Source organism: Nonomuraea sp. JJY05 (genome assembly GCF_043496855.1).
GTDB lineage: Bacteria > Actinomycetota > Actinomycetes > Streptosporangiales > Streptosporangiaceae > Nonomuraea.
Map to the genome: position 1 here is coordinate 69,421 of NZ_JBIEIS010000016.1, position 24,060 is coordinate 93,480.

Below are 24,060 nucleotides of genomic sequence, written 5' to 3' on the forward strand. Positions count from 1 at the left end.
CGGTCCCGGGACATCCTGGCGGGCACCACTACTGGGCGGTCATGAACTCCCGCGCACCGCGCAGCCTGGTCCGCAGCCGCCGCTGAGTCAGGGAGCAGTCCAACCGCACCTCGATCGGCCCGGGCAGGTCGGTGTCGGCGCGCCGGCCGGACGGCAGCCGGGCCGGATCCAACCCGTCACGCTGCGCGATGAGGCATCCGAGCTCATATCGGCTCACCGCATCCGCCCCGGCCACGTGGTGGATCCCGGCGCGACCGGAGTTCGCGAGCTCCAGGAGGGCTGCTGCCAGATCACGGACGTGCACCGGGCAGCGCACGTCGTCGGTGAACAACACCCCGTGCCTCCCGCCCGCGGCCAGCGCGTGCACGAAGCCTTCATGGGGAGAGCCGCCGTCACCGATGATCAGGGACGTCCGTACGACCACCGCCGTAGGGTCGATCGCCTGCACGGCCACCTCTGCGGCCGCCTTCGCCGCTCCGTACGGATTGACCGGATCGGGCGCACAGTCCTCGGCATAGCTGATCGCCTTGCCCGAAAAGACGGCATCGCTGGACACGTGCACCAGGCGTGCGCCGTTCCCGGAGGCCGCGATGGCCAGGTGGGCGGGGCCCATGGCCGTCGACACCCAGTCCGATTGGCGGTAGGCCGCGTTGATGACGACGTCAGGGCCGAACGCGCCGATCAGGCCGGCCACGGCCGTGCGGTCGCGAACATCGAGTGGCCGCCAGTCGGCCCCCGCCGCCGTTCCCGGCCGCGTCAGGTAAGTCGCGGCCACGACCTGGCCGGCGGTCGTCGCGGTCTGCCGCACGAGTTCGCCGCCGAGGAAGCCGCTGCCGCCCACGATGAGGACTCTCATGGTCGAGCCACGTACGCCGTCTTGGCGTCGGCCGCGAACCGGCGGGCTGCGTAGAAGGCGTGATACAGCGCCGGTGAGCTCATCTGCTCGAAGGCGTCAGGCCGGGCCTCGCGGGACATGCCAAGAGCGTACCGACGCACCGAGCCTTTCTGATCGCCCGATAGAACTGGGGGATGCATCGCGATCGCACGGTCGGCGAGCTGCTGCGGGAGTGGCGGCGTCGTCGCCGCCTGAGCCAGCTCGACCTGGCCGTACAGGCGGACGTGTCCAGCCGGCACATCAGCTTCGTCGAGACAGGGCGTACGATCCCCAGCCGCCGGATGCTCCTGCACCTGGCCCAGCACCTGGACGTCCCCCTGCGCGAACGCAACCGGCTCCTGGTCGCCGCCGGGTACGCCCCCGCCTACGAGCGGCGCCCGCTGGAGGACCCGGAGCTGGCCCAGGCGTACGAGGCCATCCAGAGCGTGCTGCGCGGGCACGAGCCGTTCCCGGCCGTCGCCGTGGACCACCACTGGAACGTGCTGCTCAGCAATTCGGCCATGGAGATCTTCCTGGACGGGGTCGACCCGGAGCTCCTCAAATCGCCGGTCAACATGATGCGGCTGGGCCTGGACCCGCGCGGGTTCGCGCCCCGGCTGCAGAATCCGGGGCAGGTACGGGCGTACCTGCTGCCTCGGCTCGCCCGCCAGGCCGCTCGCACGGGAGACCCCGGACTGAGCGCGCTGTACGAGGAGCTCCGGTCCTACGGCACCGAGGACGACCCGCCCACCGCCGGGCCCGCCGACATCGCCATGCCCATCCGGCTCCGGCACGACGGGGTCGAATTGAGCTTCTTCAGCACGATCACGACGTTCGGCGCGGTCTTCGACATCACCCTCGAAGAGATCGCCATCGAAACCCTCTTCCCCGCCGACGCCACGACCACCGCCTACCTGCGGCGCTCGGCGACGAACAGGTAGTTGCGCCCGCGTGCCCCGGTCGCCCGCCGCCGGCCTCCAGGATCCGGTACGGCACCGGCAACGCCTCCGGCCGACAGTCCTCTGGATACGCGGTCCTGCGGCACGGTGATGGCGATCCCGACCGCGAACGTGACGGCGACGGTATGAAGAAGCCGATGCACATGATCGCGAGGACTGGCCATGGACGCGGCGGGTTCCCGGGTCTCGAAGAACCCAGGTACAGGGCCGAAGGTGGGTCTGGCTCCACCCCCCTGTACGTCCTGCCCCATACCGCGCCCCTCGCCCGCTTCCTAACGTCGACACCACGATCGACGACGTGAAGGAAGAGCGAGACATGGCAACCACCGATCACCCGATCTCGGCCGCGCCGACCGGCCGGAGCACCGCGTCACCGCCGCGGCTGTGGTTCGCGGACAATCTGCGGATCCTGCTGACCTCGCTGGTGGTCCTGCACCACGTCGCGATCATGTACAGCGGCCTCCCGCTCTGGTACTACACCGAGAAGCCGACCAGCGCGGCCGCGGGGCTCGGCCTGTCGGTCTTCCTGCTGGTCAACCAGGCCTGGTTCATGGGCGCGTTCTTCCTGCTGTCCGGTCACTTCACGCCCGGGTCGTACGACCGCAAGGGCCCGCGCGCCTTCCTCCGCGACCGGCTGATCCGATTGGGGATCCCGCTGGCGGTGTTCTATTTCGTGCTCAACCCCGTCCTGGGCCTCGCCTCCTACCAGGGTGGCCCGCCGCTCGACACCTACCTGGACACCATCGGGACCGGGCCGTTGTGGTTCGTGCTCGCGCTCCTCGTCTTCGACGCGACCTACGCCGCGTGGCGCCTCGCGACCGCGAAACGCCGGCCGCGTGGCCGGACCCCCCGGCCGCCCGCGTTCCCGGCGGTGATCGGGTTCGTCCTGGTGCTGGCCCTGGCGACGTACGCCCTGCGGATCGTGATCCCGCAAGGCTTCTGGGTGCCGGTCGTCGACTTCCCGAGCAGTGCCTACCTGCCGCAGTACGTCAGCTTCTTCGTCCTGGGGACGGTGGCGTACCGGCGCGGCTGGTTCCACGGCATCCCCGCTCGGACGGGCTGGGCCGGGCTCGGCCTGGCCGTCGGCGCCACCGTGGTCTTCCTCCCGCTCGCGCTGGCCGGCGGGGCCGACGCGTGGATGGGGCACGGAACCCTGAGCTCGCTGTTCTACGCGCTGTGGGACTCCGCCTTCGCGGTCGGCGCCGTTCTCGCGCTGCTCACCTTCTTCCGCCGCCGGTTCGGCGTCCAGGGGCCACTGCGCCGGTACCTGTCCGGTCACGCGTTCACCGTGTACGTGATCCACGCGTTCGTGGTGACGGCGGCGGGCTACGCCCTCAGCGTGCCGGCCCTGCCGACGCCGGCGAAGTTCGCGATCGCGGCTGTCGTGGTGCTCCCGGCCTGTTTCGCACTCGCCGGCCCGATCCGGCGGCTCCCCGGCGTCCGCCGCGTGCTCTGAGCTCCGGCGACGACCACGACGCGGCCTGACCGCCGGAACGGGCGGGGACGGAACCCCTGGGGGGCGCCGCACGCAGCGCCCCACTCTTGGGGAGCCCCTCAGGTGGTTTTGTGGCCGGCGCGGAGGAGGCCGTAGGTGACTGCCTGCTCCAGGGCCTGCCACGACGCGTCGATGATGTTCTCCGCCACCCCGACCGTCGCCCACTCGGACGTGTCGTCGCTGGAGGTGATCAGGACGCGGGTGATGGCGCCCGTTCCGTGGGTGCCCTCGAGTATGCGGACCTTGTAGTCCACCAGCTCCAGCTTCGCCAGTTCGGGGTACATCTGCTCCAGCCCCAGCCGCACGGCCTTGTCCAGGGCGTTGACGGGGCCGTTGCCCTCGCCCGTGGCGACGATGCGCTCGCCCTTGGCGTGGAGCTTGACGGTGGCCTCGCTGACCAGCTCGCCGCCCTTCGTGCGCTCCACGATCACGCGCCACGACTCGACCTCGAAGTGGCGCTTGCGCTCGCCGTCCACGGTGTCGCGCAGCAGCAGCTCGAACGACGCGTCCGCGGCCTCGAAGGTGAATCCGCGCGACTCCAGGTCCTTGACCCGCTCGACCAGGGTCTTGGTGTGTTCGGGGGTGAGGTCGTAGCCGAGCTCGCGGCCCTTGAGCTCGACCGAGGCGCGGCCGGCCATGTCGGAGACGAGCATGCGCATGTCGTTGCCGACGGCGGCGGGGTCGATGTGCTGGTAGAGGTTGGGGTCGACCTTGATGGCGCTGGCGTGCAGGCCGGCCTTGTGGGCGAAGGCGGAGGTGCCGACGTAAGGGGCGTGGGAGTTGGGGGTGACGTTGGTGACCTCGGTGATCGCGTGGGCGATGCGGGTCATGTCGGCGAGGGCGGCCGTCGGGACGAGGTCGAAGCCGCGCTTGAGCTGGAGGTTCGCCACGACCGTGAAGAGGTTGGCGTTGCCGGAGCGCTCGCCGTAGCCGTTCGCGCAGCCCTGTACGTGCGTGGCCCCGGCCTTGACGGCGGCCAGGGTGTTGGCCACGGCGCAGCCGGTGTCGTCGTGGCAGTGGATGCCGACGCGGGCGCTGGTCTGGACGGCCTCGTGGACGATCTCGGCCAGCTCGTCGGGGAGCATGCCGCCGTTGGTGTCACACAGGGCGATGACGTCGGCCCCGGCTTCGGCGGCGGTCCTGAGGACTTCGAGCGCGTAGGCTGGATTGGACTTGTAACCGTCGAAGAAGTGCTCGGCGTCGAGGAAGACTCGCTGCCCCTCCGCACGAAGGTGAGAGACCGTGTCGCGGATCATCGCGAGGTTCTCCTGGAGAGTCGTGCGGAGGGCCAGCTCCACGTGCCGGTCGTGGCTCTTGGCGACAAGGGTCACGACCGGCGCGCCGGATTCGCGCAATGCGGCCACCAATGGGTCGTCGGCTGCCTTCACACCGGCCCGGCGGGTCGCACCGAACGCGGCGAGCTGCGCGTGCTTCAGGTCCAGCTCTGTTTGAGCACGCCTGAAGAACTCTGTGTCCTTGGGGTTGGCGCCCGGCCAGCCCCCCTCGATGAAGCCGACGCCCAGACCGTCCAGGTGGCGCGCGACAGCGAGCTTGTCGGCGACGGTGAGGTTGAGCCCCTCCTGCTGGGCGCCGTCACGCAGTGTCGTGTCGTATACGTGGAAGCGGTCGTCGGCCATGAGTCTCTCTTCTCTGGAAGCCTCTGGAAAGCAAAAAGACCCCTCACGGACGTGAGAGGTCTGCGCGCTGGCGGTGTCCTTTGTCAGCCAGCGCGCCTGCTGATAATGAGCAGACCGTAGAACATGGTGCCGCCCAGTTTGCCACACGCATTCAGCATCTGGCACATCGATCTCAGCTTCTGGGACAAGCCTTTACACGGTGACGCCGCCACCACCTGTGATGACGCGCTCGAGCGCGGCCGGGTCGAACGCCTCGTTGCCCAGCAGCTGCCCGTTGAGCAGCACCGTGGGCGTGCCCTGGAGGCGCACCTTCGCCGTCTCCGCGAGATGGGCCTGCGCGTACGACTGCGACCTGACGCACTCGTCCACCGACGCCCCCGCCTGCCTGGCGGCCTTGACCAGGTCCTCGACGGCGAATCCGGACGCCTCGCCGTGCGGCGCGGGCTGCATGGCGTACAGCTCGTCCCTGAAGGTGAGCCAGCTCTCCTCGGGGACGCAGCGGGCGGCAGCGGCGGCGCGGATGGAGTTGGAGCGCATGGGCTCCTCCTGGAAGATCGTCACCGGGTGGAAGATGACCTTGACCTTGCCCTCCATGGCGAGTTTCCTGATGGTGGCGTCCACCTTGGCGTGCATGTCCCTGCAGATCGGGCAGTCGAAGTCCTCGTACACGTCCAGCACGGGAGCGTTCCCGCCCCGGTCGGCCAGCACCATCGAACCGTCCACCTGCCGGGTCAGCCGCACCCCGCCGGATGACCGGCCCGACTCCGAGAACGACAGCACCCCGAGTACGGCGATGGCCACACACGCGAGCGCCACCACCAGCAACCGCTTCATCATCCGCCCACTCATCGCGCAGACCCTACCCGATGCCGGGAGAATGGACATATGAAGGCATACCTCCTCGATCCCGCCGTAGCACAGTACGTCTTGGCCCACACCACGCCGCCCGATCCCCTGCTGGACGAGCTGGCGAAGGAGACGCTCCGCGTCACCGGGGACGCCGCCGGCATGCAGATCTCCCCTGACCAGGGCACCTTCCTGACCATGATCACCCAACTCGTGGCGCCCCAGGTCGTCGTCGAGGTGGGCACGTTCACCGGCTACTCGTCCGTGTGCATCGCCAGGGGCCTGTCCGGCGGGCGGCTGCACTGCTTCGACGTGAGCGACGAGTGGACCTCCATCGCCCGCCGCTACTGGCACGAGGCCGGGGTGGAGGACCGCGTGACGCTCACGCTCGGGCCCGCGCTGGAGACGCTCGCCGCTTTCGACCAGACCGTCGACCTGGCCTTCCTCGACGCCGACAAGGGCAACTACCCGGGCTACTACGAGCTGCTCATGGAGCGCCTGCGGCCCGGCGGGTTGATCGTGGCGGACAACACCCTGCGCAGGGGCCACGTGGCGGACCCGGCGCACGAGGAGCAGACCACCGTGGAGATCCGCCAGTTCAACGACCTGGTGATGGAGGATCCGCGGGTGACCGTCCTCATGCTGCCGGTCGCGGACGGGATGACCCTGATCAGGAAGAACTAGGCGCGGCGGCCGGGCCCTCGCGGACCCGGCCGTCCCAACTAGGCGATCTTGTGGATCCAGTTGTGGGTGTCGGGGCGGGCGCCGTACTGGATGCCCACCAGCTCCTCACGCACCCGCATCGTCACCGGGCCGGGGTTGCCGTCGGCGACGCTCCAGGAGCGGTCGGCGCCCTTCACCGTGCCCACCGGCGTGACCACGGCCGCCGTCCCGCACGCGAACACCTCGGTGAGCTCCCCGGACTCGCACCCGGCCTGCCACTCGTCGATCGAGATGAGGCGCTCCTCGGTCTCCAGGCCGAGGTCGCCGGCCAGCTCCAGGATGGAGTCCCTGGTGATGCCGGGCAGCAGGGTGCCGGTCAGCGCGGGGGTGACGAGCTTGTCGCCGAAGACGAAGAACAGGTTCATCCCGCCCATCTCCTCGACGTACTTGTGCTCGTGGGAGTCCAGCCACACCACCTGGTCGCAGCCGTTCTCCACGGCCTGCCGCTGCGCGACGAACGCCGCCGCGTAGTTCCCGCCGCACTTCGCGAAGCCCGTGCCGCCGGGGGCGGCGCGCGTGTACTCGGTGGACAGCCAGACGGAGACGGGCTTGAGCCCGCCCGTGAAGTACGAGGCCGCCGGGGAGGCGATGACCATGTACTTGTACGACTTCGACGGGTAGTTGACCCCGAGCCCCGCCTGCGTGGCGATCATGAAGGGGCGCAGGTAGAGGCTGTGGCCCTCGGTCGTGGGCACCCACTCCTTGTCGGTCTCGACGAGGAGCTCCAGCGACTCCACGAACGCCTCCTCCGGCAGCTCAGGCATGGCCATCCGGAGCGCGGAGCGGTTGAAGCGGCCGGCGTTCGCGTACGGGCGGAACGCGACGATCGAGCCGTTGATCTGGCGGTAGGCCTTGAGCCCCTCGAACAGCTCCTGCGCGTAGTGGAAGACCGAGGTGGCCGGGTCGAGCGAGAGGGGGCCGTACGGCAGGAGCTTGGCGTCGTGCCAGCCCTGCCCCTCGGTGTAGTCGATCGAGATCATGTGATCCGTGAAGGTCTGCCCGAAGCCGGGGTTCGCCAGTACCTGCTCCCGCTCGGCCGCGGTGCGAGCGTGGTCGGATAGCTGCACGTCGAAGCTGAGCTTCTGAGCGATGGTCATGACGGAGGTCCTTCTCTCTGCGAATTCTGCCCAAATCTACAGAAATCTGCGGATCGGTGCTGGTGGGCGGGTGCTGCCCGGAAGACAGCCCCGTACTTCCTATTGTCTCGCTATATGGGATGGCAAGCGGCCAATGGGGCGATCAGCCCTTTTGGACGCAAAAAAGCGCCTGGCGGCCCTCTTCGGACCACCAGGCGCGTTGGAGGCTAGGCGGTCCTAGCCGGATACTCGCGCGGTGATGTCGTCACCGATCTCGTGAGTGGTGCGACCCGCCCAGCCGGCCAGCCGCTCGAGGATGTCGTCGGCGACCGCCTGCTCGACCTTGGCCGCCTCGGCGTGCAGGCCGAGGTGGTCGAGGAGCATGGCGACGGACAGGATGGTCGCGGTGGGGTCGGCCTTGCCCTGGCCGGCGATGTCGGGGGCGCTGCCGTGCACCGGCTCGAACATGCTCGGCGCGGACCGCTCGGGGTTGATGTTGCCGCTGGCGGCCAGGCCGATGCCGCCGGCGATGGCGGCGCCGAGGTCGGTGATGATGTCGCCGAACAGGTTGTCGGTGACGACCACGTCGAACCGCTCCGGCTGGGTCACGAAGAACATCGAGGCCGCGTCGATGTGGCAGTAGTCGGTCGTGACCTCGGGGTATTCCTGCGCCAGGCGGTTGACCGTGCGCTGCCACAGGTCACCGGCGAAGGTGAGGACGTTGGTCTTGTGGACGAGCGTCAGCTTCTTGCGCGGCCGCGTGACGGCCTTCTCGAACGCGTAGCGCACCACGCGCTCGACACCGTAGGCGGTGTTGAGCGACTCCTGGGTGGCGATCTCGTGCGGGGTGCCGCGCCGCATGGCGCCACCGGTGCCCGCGTAGAGACCCTCGGTGCCCTCGCGGACGACGATCATGTCGATGTTCTCGGCGGGCGTGTCGGCCAGCGGGGTCGCCACGCCGGGGAACAGCTTGACCGGGCGCAGGTTGACGTAGTGGTCGAACTCGAAGCGGAGCCGGAGCAGCAGATCGCGCTCGAGGATGCCCGGCGGCACGCTGGGGTCGCCCACGGCGCCGAGCAGGATCGCGTCGTAGCCGCGCAGCTCTTCGAGCACGGCGTCGGGCAGCGTCTCACCGGTACGGTGATAGCGTGCGGCTCCCAGGTCGTAGTGAGTGGGCTCGATCTTCGTGCCGACTGCCTCCAGGACCTTGAGCCCCTCGGCCACGACCTCGGTGCCGATCCCATCGCCGGGGATGACGGCCAGACGGATGTTACGCGACTCCATGGGCCGTACCTTACCGCGTCGTCTCGACTGACGAACACTTCATCTCATTTTTCGGACGCCCCGTTTGTCCGGTATTGCGGTTCTTTGACCGTTTCGTTAAAGTCACCGACCAGCCTAATCCGCGCAGCCGTTGCGTGGAGTCGGGGACCCACTTCCCCCTGGGGCGAGTCGGCATCCCCATGCCGTAGGGCTACTTCCAGGCCCGAGCCCGTCAGCTAACCCGGCCGGCCGTATGGAAGGACAGACCCCTGTCTCGAATCGCCATTGTCCTGGCGGCGGGCGCCGCCGGGCTCATCCTGGCCTCCCCAGCCCACGCCTCGACCAAGGTCGAGGACCCCACCACTCTGACCGGCACCCAGATCAAGGAAATCCAGGAGAAACAGGTTCCGAAGCCCGCCTGGAAGATCGCCCTCAAGTTCGCCATGAGCAAACGCGGCACACCGTACGTGTGGGGCGGCGCCAGCCCGAGCGGATACGACTGCTCCGGACTCATGCTCAGGGCGTACGAGCACGCCGGAATCGAACTCCCCCGCACCGCGGCCGAACAGTACGGCGCGTTCGGCAGAAAGATCGCCTGGGAGGACCTCAAACCCGGTGATCTGGTCTTCTTCCACGGCCTCGGGCATGTCGGGATGATCTCCCGGCCCGGCTACATGGTCCACTCCCCGCACACGGGCGACGTGGTCAAGGAAGAGCGCCTGACCTCCTGGCGCAGAGACTCCTTCGTGGGTGGCGTCCGCCCCGACCCCAAGGGCGTGCGGCTCTGGTTCAAGCTCAAGAAGGAGCGCGACGAAACGCCCACCACTCTCACGGCCACCCTGTAGGAGGCTTGCGCGCCCGCCTCCCCGCGTGCGGTCACCTGTAGGAGGCTTGCGCGGGCGCCGACCCGCGTGCGGTCACCTGTACGAGGCTTCCGCGCCCGCCTCCCCGCGTGCGGTCAGGGGAGGCGGGCGTCGAAGATGAGGTCCCACGCGCGGGTCCTGGCGCGGGCCACCGCGCCCAGCAGGACACCGCTGTCCCCCAGCGTGCTGGCCACCACAGACGGCCGCAGCGGGCCGAGCTCGGCGATGCGACCCTCGATGGCCTCGCCCAGCAGGTCCAGGTTGCGGCCCACGCCACCGCTGAGCACGATCACCTCCGGATCGAGCACGGCCGCCACCGCCACCAGCAGGCCGCCGATGCGGCGCCCCTCGGCCTCCACCACCGAGCGCGCGACGCCGTCGCCGGAGGCCGCCGCGGCGAAGATCTTCTTGGCCGTCTCCAGGCTCAGTCCGGCGGCGCGGGCCGCGCGGACCACCCCGGGGGCGGCGGTCACCGCCTCCGTGGCTCCGTGGGCCAGGGCGTCGCCGGCCGGCGGCGGGGGGTCTTCGGCCGTGGGCACGTACGAGACCTCCCCCGCCGCTCCCCGGGCGCCCACGTACAGCTCGCCGTTGATCACGATGCCCATCCCGACGCCGGTCCCGATGGACACCAGCGCGAAGTTGGACTTGCCCCGTCCCGCCCCATGCACGTGCTCCCCGACGGCGGCCAGGTTGATGTCGTTCTCGATGACGAGGTCGACCTCCAGCGCGGCGCGCAGGCGCTCGGCCAGGTCGGAGCCGGGCAGGTTGGGGGCGAACTCCAGGCGTCCGAGCGCCGGGTCGTACACGCCGGGCGATCCGACGACGGCGCAGGCGAGGGCGGGCCAGTCGACGTCGGCCTCGCGGGCGGCGGCCCGGCACAGCTGCCCGACCAGGACGGCCAGCTCGGCGGAGGTCTGGGCGGTGTTGCGCCCGTCTCTGCGGCCGGCGAAGGCGCCGCGCAGGTCGGCGATGCCGACCCTGATCCAGTCGCGCCCGATGTCGACGCCGGCGACGTGGGTGGCGGCGGCGTTGAGGTCGTACAGGGACGTGACCGGCCCCGGGCGGCCGGACACCTCGCCGACGACGTGGACGAGCCCGTCCTCCTCCAGCCCGGCCAGCGCCGCGGACACCGTGGGCTTGGACAGGCCGGTGATCTTGGCGAGGTCGGCGCGCGAGGTGGGACCGTGCTCCTGAAGATTGTCGAGCAGGCGGCGCTCGTTCAGCACGCGCAGCAGCCGCGGATTACCCAGGTCCCCCCGCATCTCACCCTCCTTTGAGGCAACAGAGCCTAGCCAACTCGCCTGATAGTAAATTACCTTTCTTACCAAACACAGGGGCGGCACATCCGGAAGGACGAAGTGCGATGCACCGAGCATGGCGATCAATCCCTGTCGCGGCGGTCCTCCTGGCCGCCGCCTGCGGAAACGCCGGAAACGGCAACGGAGACGGCACCGGCGCCACCACCACGACCACGCAGGGCCAGGGCGGTAAGACGATCGCGCTGTTCCTGCCCGAGTCCAAGACCACCCGGTACGAGGCGTTCGACCGCCCGCTGTTCGAGGCGAAGGTCAAGTCGCTCTGCCCCGACTGCAAGATCCTCTACAGCAACGCCGAGCAGGACGCCCCCAAGCAGCAGCAACAGGTCGAGGCCGCGCTCACCCAGCAGGCCGACGTGCTCGTGCTCGACGCCGTGGACGCCAACGCCGTGGCCCCCCTGGTGAACCAGGCCAAGCAGAAGAAGGTCCCGGTCATCGCCTACGACCGGCTGATCTCGGGCATCGACTACGCGTACTACGTCTCGTTCAACAACGTGCGGGTGGGCGAGATGCAGGGTCAGGCCCTGCTCGACGCCATGACCGCGAGGGGCACGGCGGCGAAGGGCCAGATCGTGATGATCCACGGCTCCCCCACCGACCCCAGCTCGGCCGACTACAAGAAGGGCGCCAAGAGCGTGCTGGACGGGAAGGTGAAGGTCGGCAGGGAGTTCGACACGCCGGACTGGAGCCCCGACAAGGCGCAGCAGGAGATGGAGCAGGCCATCACCGCCCTGGGCAAGGACACCATCACCGGCGTGCTGTCCGCGAACGACGGCATGGCGGGCGGCGCGATCGCGGCCATGAAGCGCGCGGGCTACCAGCAGCTCCCGCCGATCACCGGCCAGGACGCCGAGCTGGCCGCCGTCCAGCGCATCCTCACCGGCGAGCAGTACATGACCATATATCTAGACATCAGGGCGGAGGCGGAGAAGTCCGCCGAGCTCGCCGTCGCCCTCGCCAAGGGCGAGCAGCCCGCCGCCCCCGCCAAGGTCAACAACGGCGCGGCCGACATCCCCGCGTTCCTCCTCGACCCCATCCCCGTCACGGCCGACAAGGTCAAGGACACGATCGTGAAGGACGGCTTCTACACCGCCGCCCAGCTCTGCACGGGCGAGGTCAAGGCCGCCTGCGAGAAGCAGGGCATCAAGTAGATGCTCTCGGCGACAGGCATCTCCAAACGGTACGGGGCGGTCCAGGCGCTCGACGGGGCCCGCCTGGACCTGCGCCCCGGCGAGGTCGTGGCCCTCATGGGCGACAACGGCGCGGGCAAGTCCACGCTGGTCAAGGCCATCTCGGGGGTCGTGACGCCGGACGCCGGCACGATCACCGTGGACGGCTCGCCGGTCAGGATCGCCAACCCGCACGACGCGCAGGCCCTCGGCGTCTCGACCGTCTACCAGGACCTCGCGCTCTGCGAGAACCTCGACGTCGTGGCCAACCTCTTCCTGGGCGCCGAGCGCCGCCGCGGCTCGCTGCTGCGCCACATCGCCATGGAACGCGCGACGCGCGACCTCCTCGGCCAGCTCGACGTGCGCATCAGGGACATCAGGGTGCCGGTCGCCATGCTGTCGGGCGGCCAGCGGCAGTCGGTGGCGATCGCCAGGGCGCTCATCGGCGAGCCGCGGCTGGTCATCCTCGACGAGCCCACGGCGGCCCTGGGGGTCGAGCAGACGGCGCAGGTGCTGGCGCTGATCGGGCGGCTGCGCGAGCGCGGGCTCGCGGTGCTGGTCATCTCGCACAACCTCGCCGACGTGCGCGCGGTGAGCGACCGCGTGGTGGTGCTGCGGCTGGGCCGCAACGCCGGCGAGTTCACCACGGCCGCCGCCTCCCAGGAGGAGATCGTGGCCGCGATCACGGGAGCGGGGTCATGACCGACACGCTGGTACGCAGGCCGTACACGCCGAAGGTCGCCGTCGAGCGGCTGCGCCAGGGGGACGTCGGCGCGTGGCCGGTGGTCGGCGGGCTGATCGCGATCGCGATCGTGTTCAGCACGCTCAACGACCGCTTCCTGTCCCCCGAGAACCTCACCAACCTCGTGCTCCAGATGGCCGCCACCGGCACGATCGCTCTCGGCATCATCATGGTGCTGCTGCTCGGCGAGATCGACCTGTCGGCGGGCTCGGTCAGCGGCCTGTGCGCCACGATCATGACGATCGTCCACGTCAAGCAGGGCTGGAACCCGCTGCTCGCCATCCTCCTGGCACTCGCGGTCGGCGCGGCGATCGGGTTCCTGCACGGCGTGATGCTGACCAAGCTGCGGATGCCGTCGTTCGTCGTGACGCTGGCCGGGCTGATGGGCTGGCTCGGCCTGCTGCTCTACCTGCTGCGGCAAGGCGGGACGATCAACTTGCCGTTCACCGGGTTCATCTCGAAGCTGAGCGACACCTGGCTGCCGGGCTGGCTCGCGTGGACCGTCGCGGCGGGCCTGGTGGCCGTGTCGGCGGGCGCGTCGCTCGTGGTCAGGAGGCTGCGGCTGGCGGCCGGGCTGCCGGTGACGCCGCTGTGGTGGTCACTGGCCAAGGCGGGCGGGCTGGCGGTGCTGCTCGCCGCGGCGGCGCTGGTCATGTCGGCGGACCGCGGCGTGCCGCTCCTGCTGATCATCTTCGGGGCGCTGGTGGTGCTGCTCGACCTCATGCTGAGGCACACCACGTTCGGGCGGCACCTGTACGCCGTCGGCGGCAACGCCGAGGCCGCCAGGCGCGCCGGCATCAACGTCACCAGGATCAGGATCCTCGCGTTCATGCTGGCCTCCACGCTGGCGGCGGCCGGGGGCATCCTCGCCGCCAGCCGCCTGTCGGCCGTCAACCAGGGCTCGGGCGGCAGCGACATCCTCCTCATGGCGATCGCCACGGCGGTCATCGGGGGCACCTCGCTGTTCGGCGGGCGCGGCCGGGCCTACGACGCGCTGCTCGGCGTCCTGGTCATCCAGGCCATCTCCAACGGCATGTACCTGCTCAGCGTGGACTCCTCGGTGCGGTTCATGGTGACCGCCGCGGTGCTGGCGCTGGCCGTGGCCATCGACTCGCTCGCCCGCAGGGGCGCCGCCCGGTGACCCGGGTCCTGGGCATCGACGTCGGCGGGACGAAGGTGGCCATCGGGGTGTCCGCCGCCGACGGCCCCGCCCTGTCCGCCCACGTCCGCCTGGACACCGGGCCTGACACGCTCGCGCGGGCGCTCGCGGCGGCCCGGGCCCTGGACGGCGCGCCCGCCGCGGTGGGCTTCTCCACGTGCGGGGTGATCCGCGATGGCGCGGTACGGCTCGCCCCGAACGTCCCCGGCTGGGAGGGCCTCGAGCTACCGAGGCTGCTCCAGGAGGCGTACGGCGCCACTCCGGTGGCCATCGACAACGACGTGAACGCGGCGGCCGCCGCGGAGCTGCGCTGGGGCGCCCTGCGCGGGGTCTCCACGGGCGTCTACCTGAACCTGGGCACCGGCCTGGCGGCGGCCCTGGTGGTGGACGGCCGGGTGGTGCCGGGCGCCCACGGCGCGGCAGGGGAGATCGGCTACCTGCAGGTGACGCCGGGCGAGCCCGCCTTCGCCGACGGCCGGGTGCCCCTGGAGGAGCGCGTCTCGGGCGGCGCGCTGGCCGCCCGCGGCGCCGCCCTGCTGGGCCGCCCCGTCACGACGGCGGAGCTCCTGGGCGGGCTCCTCGGGGATCGCGCGCGGGAGCTGGTGGACGAGGCGCTGCGGACGCTGGCCATGAACGTGGCGAACCTGTGCGTGGTCCTCGATCCCGAGCGCCTGGTGGTCGGTGGCGGCATGATGGGCGCGTCGGAGCTGATCCTGCCGAGGCTGGCGGCCGAGATCGGCCGGGCGGTGCCGTTCCCGCCGGAGGTGCGCCCGGCGCGGTTCGCGGACGAGGCACCGCTGCTGGGCGCGCTTGCGCTGGCCCGCGCGGCGGTAGCGTAGGGGTATGGCACCGGAGAAGGTGCATCTCACCGGGGAGAGGGCCACGCTGCTCGCCACCCTGTACGGGCGGGCGCTGGACGCGCGGTCCCCGCGTCCGATCCTCGGCGACGACCTGGCCGCCGAGACGGTCGAGCGCATCGACCACGACTTCAGCAAGACCGGGATGAACGCCGGCCTGGCCGTCTCGGTCGCGCTCAGGGCACGGTTCATCGACCGGTGGGCGGCCGAGTTCCTGGCCGCCCATCCCGAGACCACGGTGCTCCACCTGGGCTGCGGCCTCGACACCCGCGTCCACCGGCTGGACCCGCCGCCCACGGTCCGCTGGTACGACGTGGACTATCCCGACGTGATCGAGCTGCGCCGGCGCCTGTTCCCCGAGCGGCCCGGCCACCGCCTGATCGGCTCGTCGGTCACCGAGCCGGGGTGGCTGGAGCAGGTGCCGGACCACGCCCCTGTGCTGGTCGTGGCCGAGGGCCTGCTCTACTATCTCGACCCCGGCCAGGGCCGGGCCCTCATCAGGGCGATCGTCGACCGCTTCCCGGCCGGCCGGTTCGTCTTCGACGCGGTGAGCCCGCTCGGGCTCAGGACGCAGAGGTTCAACAGGCCGGTGCGCAAGGCCGACGCCCGGCTGGTCTGGGGCATCGACGGCCCCGGCGAGCTGCTGGCGATCCATCCGAAGCTGCGCTGCCTGAGCGCGGTGAGCGTGTTCGACATCGAGGGGTTCGACCGCCTGCCGACGCCGCACCGCGTCGCGGCCCGGATCGCCGGGCTGCTGCCGGGGGTGAAACGGGCGGCGGTGTTCTACCGGCTCGGGTTCTGAGGGGCGCCGCCGTTGTCCCTGCGGTCCAGGGCGGTCTGCAGGGCCTGCGCGGCCTCGTCCTCATGCTCCTCGGCACGGTTCCAGGCATACATCTCGTACATGTGACTCATCTCATTTCGCGAGCGCGTTCCATAAGAGGGGCCGGATCCCGGTCACGGACCCAACCGGGCCTGTCTCTCGTGGGGTCCGGATCACGGACCGGACGAATGGGACTTATTGGCCGACACACCACGACGCTCCGCGGCGAGTCGTCGACCTGCCCTAACAGGCCCCGCCGCGGCAGGTAATAAGTACGAGCACCTGGCGCATTACCAGAAACAGTACCCCAGCAATCTCATTGGATGTCCTACTATCTTGCATGCTGAGACAGCAAAGGCCGCCACCCGGGATCCGGGCGGCGGCCTTCAGGCCGGGAAGGAGGCTCAGGCCTCCAGGTCCACGGAGCGGCCGCTCTCGGCGCCGATCTCGCTCATGATCTGGTCGATCACGTCGGCCGGGATCGCCGAGTCGACGGTCAGCGCGATGAGCGCGTTGCCGCCCTTGGTGGAGCGGGCCACCTGCATCGAGGCGATGTTGACGCCGTGCTCGCCGAGGAGGCGGCCCACCACGCCGACGATGCCGGGACGGTCGGTGTAGGTGAAGAACGCCAGGTGGGCCGTCGGCTCGATCTCCATCTCGTAGCCGTTGACCTCGACGATCTTCGTGATCTGGCGCGGGCCGGAGAGCGTGCCGGACACCGAGACCTGGCGGCCGTCGGCGAGCACGCCGCGCACGGTCACCACGTTGCGCCAGTCGGGGCTCTCCGAGCTGGTCACCAGCTCCACGGTGAGCCCGCGGTCCTTGGCCAGCAGCGGCGCGTTGACGTACGTGACCTGCTCCTCGATCACGTCGGTGAACACGCCCTTGAGGGCGGCCAGCTCGATCACCCGCACGTCCTCGGAGGCGATCTCGCCGCGCACCTCGATGTCGAGCTTGGTGGCCACCTCGCCGGCCAGGGCGGTGAACACCCGGCCGAGCTTCTCGGCCAGCGGCAGGCCCGGCTTGACGTCCTCGGCCACCACGCCGCCCTGGACGTTGACCGCGTCCGGCACGAACTCGCCCGCGAGCGCCAGCTTCACGCTCCGCGCGACCTGGGTGCCGGCCTTCTCCTGGGCCTCGTGCGTGGAGGCGCCCAGGTGCGGCGTGACGACGACCTGGTCGAGCTCGAACAGCGGGCTGTCGGTGCACGGCTCCTTGGAGAACACGTCGAGACCCGCACCCGCGACGCGCCCCTCCTTGATCGCCGAGTAGAGGGCGCTCTCGTCGACGATGCCGCCGCGGGCGACGTTGATGATGCGCACCGACGGCTTGACCTGGTGCAGTTCCCTGTCGCCGATGAGACCAACGGTCTCCTTGGACTTGGGCAGGTGGACGGTGATGAAGTCGGCCTGCTTGAGCACCTCTTCGAGGCTGAGGAGCTTGACGCCCATCTGCGCGGCGCGGGCCGGCGGCAGGTAGGGGTCGTAGGCGATCAGCTCGACGCCGAACGGCTGCAGCCGCTGGGCCACGAGCTGGCCGATCTTGCCCAGACCGAGGATGCCGATGACCTTCTCGTCGAGCTCGACACCGGTGTACTTGGAGCGCTTCCACTCACCGTTCTTCAGCGCGGCGTGGGCCTGGGCCGTGTTGCGCGCGCTGGCCAGGATGAGCGCGAGGGTCTGCTCGGCGGCGCTGGTGATGTTGGAGGTCGGCGCGTTGACGACCATGACACCGGCCTTGGTGGCGGCTTCGACGTCGACGTTGTCGAGGCCGACGCCGGCACGGGCGACCACGCGCAGCTTCGGCGCGGCGGCGATGGCCTCGGCGTCGACCTGCGTGGCGGAGCGCACGATCAGGGCGTCCACCTCGGCGAGAGCGGGCAGCAGCTGGGAACGGTCGGCGCCGTCGGTGTGGCGGACCTCGAAATCAGCGCCGAGTACGGCGAGGCCAGCCTCGGACAGCTCCTCTGCGACCAGAACGACGGGCTTGTTCACTGGTGTGGATCCTTAACGGCACGGCGGGCATTCAGGGGACACGTCCACGGATCCCCCGACGGTCCCACAGAGTCTATCCGGCGCTTGTGAACGCGTTCACGAGGCACCCACGATGTGAGACAAGCTCCGCCGTACCCCCTGGGGAAGAAACTCATCCACTCCGCTCACATCTTTGTCTTGATCGGGAGATTTATTCGCCATTAGCCTGATAAGCCGTGGCCGAGTACCTAGGGTTCGTCTTATGAGCATCGGGAATCCTGCGCTTGCCGACGTGCTCGCTCAGCATGGCACCCCGCACCGCCTGCTGAGCGCTCTCGCCGACGGTGGAGTCCTGGTGGCAGTGCGGCCAGACCGCTCGGTCGTCCTCGGGACGACCCAGGCCGGAGACCGGGTGTTGCTCGGTTACACCGGCCCTGCCACCTATGCCAGGCACCGCGGCAGTCATTCCCTATCGGCGTGCGACGCCGACACCATCCTGGACATCCAGCGCGTCACCGGCGTGCGGGAGATCGTGATCGACGCGGCCGGACCAGCCGCCGCGGCCGTGCCCATCGACGACCTCCAGCGCTTCATGTCCTCGACGCGCACGGGGCCGACGCCCGTCCTCTCGGGGGCGGTGCCGGCCGCGTACGCGACGGGGGCGATGGCGACCGTGTCACGCGGTGCCGCGCTGGCCCAGGTGGCACCTCCGACTCCGCAGGCGCCCACGCTGCCGTGGGTGCCCGCGCCCCGGCCGCACCTGTCGGGGCCCATGCAGCAGGTGGACCCCGGCTACCGGCGGTGCACCCACCCGATCCTGCCCGCGCTGCGGCAGGCCATCGGGCTGCTGCTCATGGACTTCCCGCTCGTGCACCACGTCTGGATCTCCGAGGCGCGCACGGCGTCCGGGGTTCCGGGGATCATGCTGCACGTGAAGGTGCACATGTCCGCGGCCGAGGACGTCGTACGCGACCTGCACCGCCTGGTACGCGCCCGGCTGCCGCAGTTCGCGGCCTCCGGGGCGCCGATCCTCATGGCGAGGGTGGCGGACGCGCGCAGCGAGCAACGGATGATCGAGATCGGCGCGCACGTGGTGTGCGCCAACGTCATCGACTGACGCGACCCAAGAGCCGCGGGGGCCGGGCGACCGGGCCCCGCGGCATGGGAAAAGTGGGCCCTCCCGAACAAGCTCTCGCTCGGCTTCAATGAGGGAATGATCACACCGGCGGTCAGCGCGTCCACCGTCTCCAAGGGCGTTCGCCTCGGCTACGGCGTGGGCTCCTTCTGCACGGCCACGGTCACCGCCGTGCCCGGCCTGCTCCTGCTGTACTACATGACCAATTTCCTGGCCGTGCCCGCCTGGCTGGCCGGGGTGGTGGTGACCGCGCCCAAGGTCTGGGACCTGGTCGTCAACCCGCTGATCGGCCGCTGGTCGGACCGGACCCGGTCGCGGCTGGGCCCGCGGCGTCCCTGGCTGCTGGCGGGCGCCTGCACGCTGCCGATCGCGTTCTTCCTGGTGTTCGCGGGGCCGCCGCTGACGGGTGTGCCCGCCGCCCTTTACGTGGGGGTGTGCTTCCTCGCGACGGCGACGGCGTACGCGCTGTTCGAGGTGCCGTACAAGGCGATGCCCGGCGAGATGACCCACGACTACCACGAGCGCACCGCGCTGCTGCAGTGGCGCATGGTCTTCATCGGCGCGGCCACCGCGATCAGCGGCGTGCTCGCCCCGGCCATCGTCACCAGCCAGGGCGAGCACGGCACGCTGGACAGCTACCGGCTGATGGCCACGGTGATCGCGGTCATCCTGCTCCTCGCCATGCTGGGCTCCTTCTTCGGCACGGCCCGCGCGCCCATGACCGGCGCGCCGGAGGCGGACCGGGGAGGGTGGCGCGAGCAGTTCGCCGCGATCAAGGGCAACCGGCCGTTCCTGTGGCTGACCATGCTGGCCTGCACGCAGATGCTCGCCGTGAGCATGATGCTGGCCGCCGCGCCGTACTTCGCCGCGTACACGCTCGGCTCGCCGAAGGCCACGCAGACGCTCTTCGCCGCGCTGGTCGGCCCGATCCTGCTGACGATGCCGCTGTGGGTGCGGCTGGCCAGGCGCTTCGACAAGCGGGGCGCGATGATCCTGGCGGCGCTCCTGTACGCGGGCGGCACGACGGCGGCCATGGCCACGCCGGTCTTCGGCCTCGTGTGGGCGCACGTGACGATCCTGGTGGTCGGCGTCGGCTACGCGGGGGTGCAGCTGCTGCAGTTCTCGATGCTGGCGGACGTGATCGCGGCGGACGCCGCCGAGACCGGCAAGCGGCGGGCAGGCGTGCTGACCGGGCTGTGGACGGCCATCGAGAGCGGCGTCAGCGCGTTCGGCGCGCTGATCTTCGGGGTGATCCTGTCGATCGGCGGCTTCATCGAATCGGAGCCGAGCAGGCCGGTCGAGCAGCCGGACAGCGCCGTGACCGCGGTCCTGATCGGGCAGACCGCGGTCCCGGCGCTGATCATCTTCCTGTCGGCGCTGATGACGCTGAAGTACCGGCTCACGCCACCCGGCGCGCCAGCACCAGACGCGTCCGCGTGAACAACCCGGCCGTCAGCGTGGCCAGCAGGGGCAACCCCACCACGACCCCGGCCAGGAAGAGCCAGGGGACGGCGATCGTCGTGGCTCCCGGGTCGAAGAGCTCCGTGGTCCCGTAATCCCTCCGGGTCAGCGGCCAGGTCAGCGCCATGCCGCTGACGGTGCCCGCCACCAGGCCCACCAGGACGCCGAGGCCGGAGATGTAGGCCGCCTGCGCCGCCACCACGAGCCTGCGGACCCGCGCCGTCCCGCCGACGGCGGACAGGGTGTCGAGGTCCTGGCGCATGTCGGCGGCGGCCAGCCCCGTGGCCGCGAACGTGCCGCCCAGCACCAGGACCAGCGCGGCCGCGAGCAGGATCAGCAGGGTCACGAAACGGCTCTCGGCGTTGCCCCGCTCCACGAAGGCGTAGGCCTGCTCGCCGACGAGGACCTTGATCTCCGTCGTCAGACGGAGATCGTCGACATCCGTGTGCGTCGCGTAGAAGGTCCGCTGCAGCACCTTGAGCCCCGCCTGCGCCGGCACGGACGGCGGGATCAGCACGCCTGCCTGCCCAGCCTCGGCCGGTGCCGCCGTCACAGCGGGAACCCGGAGGGTCGTGACCGGCTTGTTGTCCCAGTCCTCGACCTGGATCGTGATCATGCCGTCGCGCACCGCGCCGGGGCTGAAGGCCACGGCCTTGCCCGCCGCCAGCGCGGCCGCCGCCTGCGGATCCCTGCGTTTCTGGAGGAAGGCGAGCACCTCCTCGTCGGCCACCTCCACGGAGCCGACGCCAGGGTCGCACCTGATCCCGCAGTCCTTCGGCCAGACGACGTTCAGGCCGAGGGGCTCGCCCTGGGCGTCCTTCACGTCCAGCCCGTTGACCAGGCTCACCCCCGGCAGCTTCTGCTGCAGGAGCGCCCGCACCCGCGCCCATCCCTGATCGTCGACCTTCCAGGCACGGACCGTCATGGTGTCCGCGGGGACGATCGAGTTGCGTCTCGCCTCCTGGTCGACATAGTCGCTGTTGAGGGCGATGCCCAGCGTGACGGCCCCCATCGTGGCCGCCATGACCGCGGCGGTGGCGGAGGCCGTACGGACGCGGTGGCGGGAGGCGTCGCGCACGGACAGGCGCAGCGGGAGCGGCAGCCGCCCGGCGAGCCGTCCCGTGGCCTGGACCAGCCACGGCATCAGCGCGACCAGCCCGAACACCACCAGCGTCGAGGCCAGCGCGACCGACAGCGTGCCCCGGTGCAGGGCGAACCCCGTCGCGGCCAGGCCGAGCAGCACCAGCACGGCCCCGAGCACGGGACGGCCCGCGCGGCCGGGCGTGTCCACGGCGGCGCGCCCGGCCAGCACGTGTACGGGGCTCTGCCGGCTCGCCTGGATCGCCGGCACGATCGCCGCGGTCAGCGCGCTCACCACGCCCAACGCGGCCACGCCGAGCACCGGCGCCCATGGCACGTCCGCCGGACCGTGCGTCCAGTCCAGCCAGCGGGCCGCGAACCACTCCCCCACCAGCCCGGCGCCGATGCCCAGAGCGGCGCCGAGCAAGGCCGCCGCGCCGCCGAGCACCAGGCCGTCGGCCAGCACGATGGTCTTGAGGTGCCGCCCGGAGCCGCCCTGAGCGGCGATCACGGCCAGCTCCCTGCGCCTGCGACGCAGCCCGACCGCGAAGGCGGGGCCCGCGAGCAGGACGGTCTCGGTCACGACGAGCACGACGGCGACACCCAGCTCGACCAGCCCGTGCAGATCACGGGGCCCGGAGCTATCGGTGTCGGAGCGCTCGATCATGACCCGGGACTTGACGGCCAGGCCCACCTTGTTGAGCCTCTGCGCGTCCGGCCACTGGACGGGGGCGGCGGTGTCGATGAGCCAGCCGCTGTCGTTGCCGTCGTTCTGGTGCGGGAGCAGCCCTTCCGGCAGGGCGAGCAGCTCGCGCAGGCCGGGCCGGTTCGGGTGCTCGGCGACCCCGACCACCCGCACGGTGCGGTCCGGCCGCCACGTCTTGATCGTGTCGCCGATCCGGACGCCGCTGTCGATCAGCGCAGGGGACACGGCGACCTCGCCGGGCGCGGCGGCGAACCGGCCCTCGACCAGGCGGCGCATCCCCCTGGTCAAGGGGTCGCGCAGATCGGCCTCGAACACGTCGACCCGGTTGTAGCCGTCCGCCAGGCGGACATGCACGATGCTCGCCTGGTAGCGGAGCAGGCGGCCCTGGAGCAGCGTGCCGATCTCGGCGGGCGTCCACGGCTGCTCGGGACGCTGCGATTCGCGCCGATTGGTGATCTCCCCGTCCGCTCTCTGCTCGACCGGGGTGCGGAACGGACTCGTGACGATGCGGGCGTCGGCCGCCCCCAACGTCGCGTCCAGCTTGTCGCGGCTGGTGATGCTCGTGGTGGCCGCGCCGGTGAGCACCGCCGTGATGACCAGGACGGGCAGGCCGATCATCACCATGATCAGCGCGGTGCGGCCCTTGAAGCGCAGGGCGTCCCTGCGGGAGATGCGCAGCGCTGCGCGGAAGGCGCTCATCGGGCGCTCTCCAGCCGCACGGCACTGGACTCCACGATCGCGCCGTCACGCAGGTAGACCACCCGGTCGGCCCAGCCCGCGTACCGCGGTTCGTGGGTGACCAGCAGGACCGCCGCGCCCTGGTCGCAACGGGTGCGCAGCAGCTGCAGGATCTCGTCCCCGGTGGCGGTGTCGAGCGCGCCGGTCGGCTCGTCGGCCAGCAGCAGCCGCCGCTCGCCGGCCAGCGCCCTGGCGATGGCCACGCGCTGGCGCTGCCCGCCGGACAACTCCTCGGGGAAACGGCCGGCGACCTCCGCGGCCCCCAGCTCGGCGAGCACGGCCAGCGCCTCCTCGCGGGCGGTCCCCGAGCGCACGCCGTCGAGCTCCCTCGGCAGCATCACGTTCTCGGCGGCCGTCAGGGACGGGATCAGGTTCAGGTCCTGGAAGACGTACCCGACGCTGGTGCGCCTGAGCGCGGCCAGGTCCTTGACCCTGGCCAGGTCCTCACCCTCGATCGTCACGGTCCCCGAGGTGGGCCGGTCGAGACCGCCCGCCACGTTGAGCAACGTCGACTTGCCCGAGCCCGACGGGCCCATGACCGCGACCAACTCCCCCGCCGCCACCTCCAGGCTCACACCCTTCAGGGCCTGCACCTGGCCGTGCTCGCGGGTGACGTCCCGCAAACTCACCACAGTCATCGTTCTTGCTCCTTGGACATCTGCCTGGAAACGGCCTCGCAGTGGTCCAGCCAGCGCTGCTCCGCCTCGGCCTTGAAGATCAGCGAGTCGAGGACCAGCCGCTGTGCGAACCCGCCTGCCGCGGCCCGCTTGGCCCGGGTCAGCTCCTGCAGCCCGCGCATGGTGGCCATGCGCTGGGTCTGGATGACCTCGGCCACGTCCAGGCCGCCGGCCACGGCCATCGCGATCTTGATGGCCAGCTCGTCCCGAGGCCGGTCGGCATGGGCGACGGGGGTGCTGAACCATCGCTCCAGTTCCTCCCGACCGGCCTCGGTGATCGTGTAGACCGCGCGGCCCTGCTCGTCGGCTCCCCCTGGCGTCACCAGGCCATCGCGCTCAAGCCGGGAGAGCGTCGTGTAGACCTGGCCGATGTTCAACGGCCAGGTCGCCCCCGTGGACGCCTCGAACTCCACCCTGAGCTGATAGCCGTAACGCGGTCCGCTGCTCAGCAACGCGAGCAGTCCGTGTCGTATCGACATGGATACTGAGTA

At 70.7% G+C, this 24,060-nt stretch carries 22 protein-coding genes and 1 riboswitch; of the genes, 11 read left to right on the plus strand and 11 right to left on the minus strand.

The annotated features are described in order from the left end of the window. Positions 1-28: 28 nt before the first annotated feature. Positions 29-856, minus strand: coding sequence for an SDR family oxidoreductase (locus tag ACFKCF_RS25805; protein WP_394497402.1), 828 nt, complete (start codon positions 854-856; stop codon positions 29-31). Beyond that, positions 853-975 (minus strand): hypothetical protein, encoded by a 123-nt coding sequence (locus ACFKCF_RS25810; protein ID WP_394497404.1) that lies wholly within the window; start codon positions 973-975, stop codon positions 853-855. Before ACFKCF_RS25810 ends, ACFKCF_RS25805 begins: the two co-directional genes overlap by 4 nt. Positions 976-1,029: 54 nt before the next feature. Here ACFKCF_RS25810 and ACFKCF_RS25815 point away from each other — a divergent pair, with 54 nt between their 5' ends. Both ACFKCF_RS25815 and ACFKCF_RS25820 read left to right on the plus strand, forming a co-directional pair. Next, positions 1,030-1,815, plus strand: a complete 786-nt coding sequence (locus ACFKCF_RS25815) for a helix-turn-helix domain-containing protein (RefSeq protein ID WP_394497405.1) — start codon at positions 1,030-1,032, stop codon at positions 1,813-1,815. 334 nt (positions 1,816-2,149) lie between these two features. Beyond that, complete coding sequence (locus ACFKCF_RS25820) at positions 2,150-3,289, plus strand: acyltransferase family protein (protein ID WP_394497406.1); 1,140 nt, start codon at positions 2,150-2,152, stop codon at positions 3,287-3,289. Between the two features lie 98 nt (positions 3,290-3,387). On the opposite strand, the gene cimA is transcribed toward ACFKCF_RS25820, so the two are convergent. Continuing rightward, on the minus strand, positions 3,388-4,965 hold the full coding sequence (cimA, locus tag ACFKCF_RS25825; RefSeq protein ID WP_394497408.1) for a citramalate synthase: 1,578 nt from the start codon (positions 4,963-4,965) through the stop codon (positions 3,388-3,390). Between the two features lie 192 nt (positions 4,966-5,157). Next, positions 5,158-5,814 carry a DsbA family protein gene (locus tag ACFKCF_RS25830; RefSeq protein WP_394497410.1) on the minus strand — a complete coding sequence of 219 codons (657 nt, stop codon included), beginning with the start codon at positions 5,812-5,814 and terminating at the stop codon, positions 5,158-5,160. Positions 5,815-5,850: 36 nt separating this feature from the next. Here ACFKCF_RS25830 and ACFKCF_RS25835 point away from each other — a divergent pair, with 36 nt between their 5' ends. After that, positions 5,851-6,495 carry an O-methyltransferase gene (locus ACFKCF_RS25835; protein WP_394497412.1) on the plus strand — a complete coding sequence of 215 codons (645 nt, stop codon included), beginning with the start codon at positions 5,851-5,853 and terminating at the stop codon, positions 6,493-6,495. A gap of 38 nt (positions 6,496-6,533) precedes the next feature. On the opposite strand, the gene ACFKCF_RS25840 is transcribed toward ACFKCF_RS25835, so the two are convergent. Beyond that, positions 6,534-7,631 carry a branched-chain amino acid aminotransferase gene (locus ACFKCF_RS25840; RefSeq protein WP_394497413.1) on the minus strand — a complete coding sequence of 366 codons (1,098 nt, stop codon included), beginning with the start codon at positions 7,629-7,631 and terminating at the stop codon, positions 6,534-6,536. Between the two features lie 216 nt (positions 7,632-7,847). Next, complete coding sequence (locus tag ACFKCF_RS25845) at positions 7,848-8,894, minus strand: 3-isopropylmalate dehydrogenase (RefSeq protein ID WP_394497415.1); 1,047 nt, start codon at positions 8,892-8,894, stop codon at positions 7,848-7,850. 101 nt (positions 8,895-8,995) lie between these two features. Then, positions 8,996-9,139, plus strand: a riboswitch (cyclic di-AMP (ydaO/yuaA leader). A gap of 177 nt (positions 9,140-9,316) precedes the next feature. On the opposite strand from ACFKCF_RS25845, the gene ACFKCF_RS25850 reads away from it, so the two are divergent. Then, on the plus strand, positions 9,317-9,718 hold the full coding sequence (locus ACFKCF_RS25850) for a C40 family peptidase (RefSeq protein ID WP_394497417.1): 402 nt from the start codon (positions 9,317-9,319) through the stop codon (positions 9,716-9,718). 113 nt (positions 9,719-9,831) lie between these two features. Here ACFKCF_RS25850 and ACFKCF_RS25855 read toward each other — a convergent pair whose 3' ends face one another. Then, on the minus strand, positions 9,832-10,998 hold the full coding sequence (locus ACFKCF_RS25855) for an ROK family transcriptional regulator (RefSeq protein ID WP_394497418.1): 1,167 nt from the start codon (positions 10,996-10,998) through the stop codon (positions 9,832-9,834). Positions 10,999-11,099: 101 nt separating this feature from the next. Between ACFKCF_RS25855 and ACFKCF_RS25860 the strand changes: the two genes are divergently transcribed. The 5 genes from ACFKCF_RS25860 to ACFKCF_RS25880 are packed head-to-tail and all read left to right on the plus strand — an operon-like array spanning position 11,100 to position 15,781. Beyond that, positions 11,100-12,203 carry a sugar ABC transporter substrate-binding protein gene (locus tag ACFKCF_RS25860; protein WP_394497420.1) on the plus strand — a complete coding sequence of 368 codons (1,104 nt, stop codon included), beginning with the start codon at positions 11,100-11,102 and terminating at the stop codon, positions 12,201-12,203. After that, positions 12,204-12,923, plus strand: a complete 720-nt coding sequence (locus ACFKCF_RS25865) for an ATP-binding cassette domain-containing protein (protein WP_394497422.1) — start codon at positions 12,204-12,206, stop codon at positions 12,921-12,923. It begins immediately after the preceding gene. Then, positions 12,920-14,104, plus strand: a complete 1,185-nt coding sequence (locus ACFKCF_RS25870) for a sugar ABC transporter permease (protein ID WP_394497424.1) — start codon at positions 12,920-12,922, stop codon at positions 14,102-14,104. Before ACFKCF_RS25865 ends, ACFKCF_RS25870 begins: the two co-directional genes overlap by 4 nt. After that, positions 14,101-14,961 (plus strand): ROK family protein, encoded by an 861-nt coding sequence (locus tag ACFKCF_RS25875; RefSeq protein WP_394497425.1) that lies wholly within the window; start codon positions 14,101-14,103, stop codon positions 14,959-14,961. The genes ACFKCF_RS25870 and ACFKCF_RS25875 overlap by 4 nt, the downstream gene beginning before the upstream one ends. A 4-nt stretch (positions 14,962-14,965) precedes the next feature. Next, positions 14,966-15,781 (plus strand): class I SAM-dependent methyltransferase, encoded by an 816-nt coding sequence (locus tag ACFKCF_RS25880; RefSeq protein ID WP_394497427.1) that lies wholly within the window; start codon positions 14,966-14,968, stop codon positions 15,779-15,781. A gap of 422 nt (positions 15,782-16,203) precedes the next feature. On the opposite strand, the gene serA is transcribed toward ACFKCF_RS25880, so the two are convergent. After that, positions 16,204-17,793 (minus strand): phosphoglycerate dehydrogenase, encoded by a 1,590-nt coding sequence (gene serA, locus ACFKCF_RS25885; RefSeq protein ID WP_394497428.1) that lies wholly within the window; start codon positions 17,791-17,793, stop codon positions 16,204-16,206. A gap of 241 nt (positions 17,794-18,034) precedes the next feature. On the opposite strand from serA, the gene ACFKCF_RS25890 reads away from it, so the two are divergent. Next, on the plus strand, positions 18,035-18,889 hold the full coding sequence (locus tag ACFKCF_RS25890) for a hypothetical protein (protein ID WP_394497429.1): 855 nt from the start codon (positions 18,035-18,037) through the stop codon (positions 18,887-18,889). A gap of 96 nt (positions 18,890-18,985) precedes the next feature. Further along, on the plus strand, positions 18,986-20,347 hold the full coding sequence (locus ACFKCF_RS25895) for an MFS transporter (RefSeq protein ID WP_394497430.1): 1,362 nt from the start codon (positions 18,986-18,988) through the stop codon (positions 20,345-20,347). Here the strand turns inward: ACFKCF_RS25895 and ACFKCF_RS25900 are convergent. Genes ACFKCF_RS25900 through ACFKCF_RS25910 form a run of 3 tightly spaced genes read right to left on the minus strand, consistent with a single transcriptional unit; the run spans position 20,307 to position 24,048 of the window. Further along, a complete protein-coding gene (locus ACFKCF_RS25900; protein ID WP_394497431.1) occupies positions 20,307-22,853 on the minus strand; it encodes an FtsX-like permease family protein in 2,547 nt (848 codons plus the stop codon). The two genes, ACFKCF_RS25895 and ACFKCF_RS25900, sit on opposite strands and share 41 nt — an antisense overlap. Then, a complete protein-coding gene (locus ACFKCF_RS25905) occupies positions 22,850-23,530 on the minus strand; it encodes an ABC transporter ATP-binding protein (protein ID WP_394497433.1) in 681 nt (226 codons plus the stop codon). Before ACFKCF_RS25905 ends, ACFKCF_RS25900 begins: the two co-directional genes overlap by 4 nt. Next, the gene (locus tag ACFKCF_RS25910) at positions 23,527-24,048 is read right to left on the minus strand and encodes a PadR family transcriptional regulator (RefSeq protein WP_394497434.1); all 522 of its coding nucleotides are present in this window, start codon (positions 24,046-24,048) and stop codon (positions 23,527-23,529) included. The genes ACFKCF_RS25905 and ACFKCF_RS25910 overlap by 4 nt, the downstream gene beginning before the upstream one ends. Positions 24,049-24,060: the final 12 nt, after the last annotated feature.

Excerpts from the sequence above, each read along its gene's own strand:
- ACFKCF_RS25900 (WP_394497431.1), bottom strand. The coding sequence starts at position 22,853 with ATGAGCGCCTTCCGCGCAGCGCTGCGCATCTCCCGCAGGGACGCCCTG.
- cimA (WP_394497408.1), bottom strand. The coding sequence starts at position 4,965 with ATGGCCGACGACCGCTTCCACGTATACGACACGACACTGCGTGACGGC.
- ACFKCF_RS25810 (WP_394497404.1), bottom strand. The coding sequence starts at position 975 with ATGTCCCGCGAGGCCCGGCCTGACGCCTTCGAGCAGATGAGCTCACCG.
- ACFKCF_RS25870 (WP_394497424.1), top strand. The coding sequence starts at position 12,920 with ATGACCGACACGCTGGTACGCAGGCCGTACACGCCGAAGGTCGCCGTC.
- ACFKCF_RS25905 (WP_394497433.1), bottom strand. The coding sequence starts at position 23,530 with ATGACTGTGGTGAGTTTGCGGGACGTCACCCGCGAGCACGGCCAGGTG.
- ACFKCF_RS25845 (WP_394497415.1), bottom strand. The coding sequence starts at position 8,894 with ATGGAGTCGCGTAACATCCGTCTGGCCGTCATCCCCGGCGATGGGATC.
- ACFKCF_RS25910 (WP_394497434.1), bottom strand. The coding sequence starts at position 24,048 with ATGTCGATACGACACGGACTGCTCGCGTTGCTGAGCAGCGGACCGCGT.
- ACFKCF_RS25830 (WP_394497410.1), bottom strand. The coding sequence starts at position 5,814 with ATGAGTGGGCGGATGATGAAGCGGTTGCTGGTGGTGGCGCTCGCGTGT.
- ACFKCF_RS25805 (WP_394497402.1), bottom strand. The coding sequence starts at position 856 with ATGAGAGTCCTCATCGTGGGCGGCAGCGGCTTCCTCGGCGGCGAACTC.
- ACFKCF_RS25815 (WP_394497405.1), top strand. The coding sequence starts at position 1,030 with ATGCATCGCGATCGCACGGTCGGCGAGCTGCTGCGGGAGTGGCGGCGT.
- ACFKCF_RS25840 (WP_394497413.1), bottom strand. The coding sequence starts at position 7,631 with ATGACCATCGCTCAGAAGCTCAGCTTCGACGTGCAGCTATCCGACCAC.
- ACFKCF_RS25855 (WP_394497418.1), bottom strand. The coding sequence starts at position 10,998 with ATGCGGGGGGACCTGGGTAATCCGCGGCTGCTGCGCGTGCTGAACGAG.
- ACFKCF_RS25820 (WP_394497406.1), top strand. The coding sequence starts at position 2,150 with ATGGCAACCACCGATCACCCGATCTCGGCCGCGCCGACCGGCCGGAGC.
- ACFKCF_RS25835 (WP_394497412.1), top strand. The coding sequence starts at position 5,851 with ATGAAGGCATACCTCCTCGATCCCGCCGTAGCACAGTACGTCTTGGCC.
- ACFKCF_RS25880 (WP_394497427.1), top strand. The coding sequence starts at position 14,966 with ATGGCACCGGAGAAGGTGCATCTCACCGGGGAGAGGGCCACGCTGCTC.
- ACFKCF_RS25890 (WP_394497429.1), top strand. The coding sequence starts at position 18,035 with ATGAGCATCGGGAATCCTGCGCTTGCCGACGTGCTCGCTCAGCATGGC.
- ACFKCF_RS25860 (WP_394497420.1), top strand. The coding sequence starts at position 11,100 with ATGCACCGAGCATGGCGATCAATCCCTGTCGCGGCGGTCCTCCTGGCC.
- ACFKCF_RS25865 (WP_394497422.1), top strand. The coding sequence starts at position 12,204 with ATGCTCTCGGCGACAGGCATCTCCAAACGGTACGGGGCGGTCCAGGCG.
- ACFKCF_RS25895 (WP_394497430.1), top strand. The coding sequence starts at position 18,986 with ATGATCACACCGGCGGTCAGCGCGTCCACCGTCTCCAAGGGCGTTCGC.
- ACFKCF_RS25850 (WP_394497417.1), top strand. The coding sequence starts at position 9,317 with ATGAGCAAACGCGGCACACCGTACGTGTGGGGCGGCGCCAGCCCGAGC.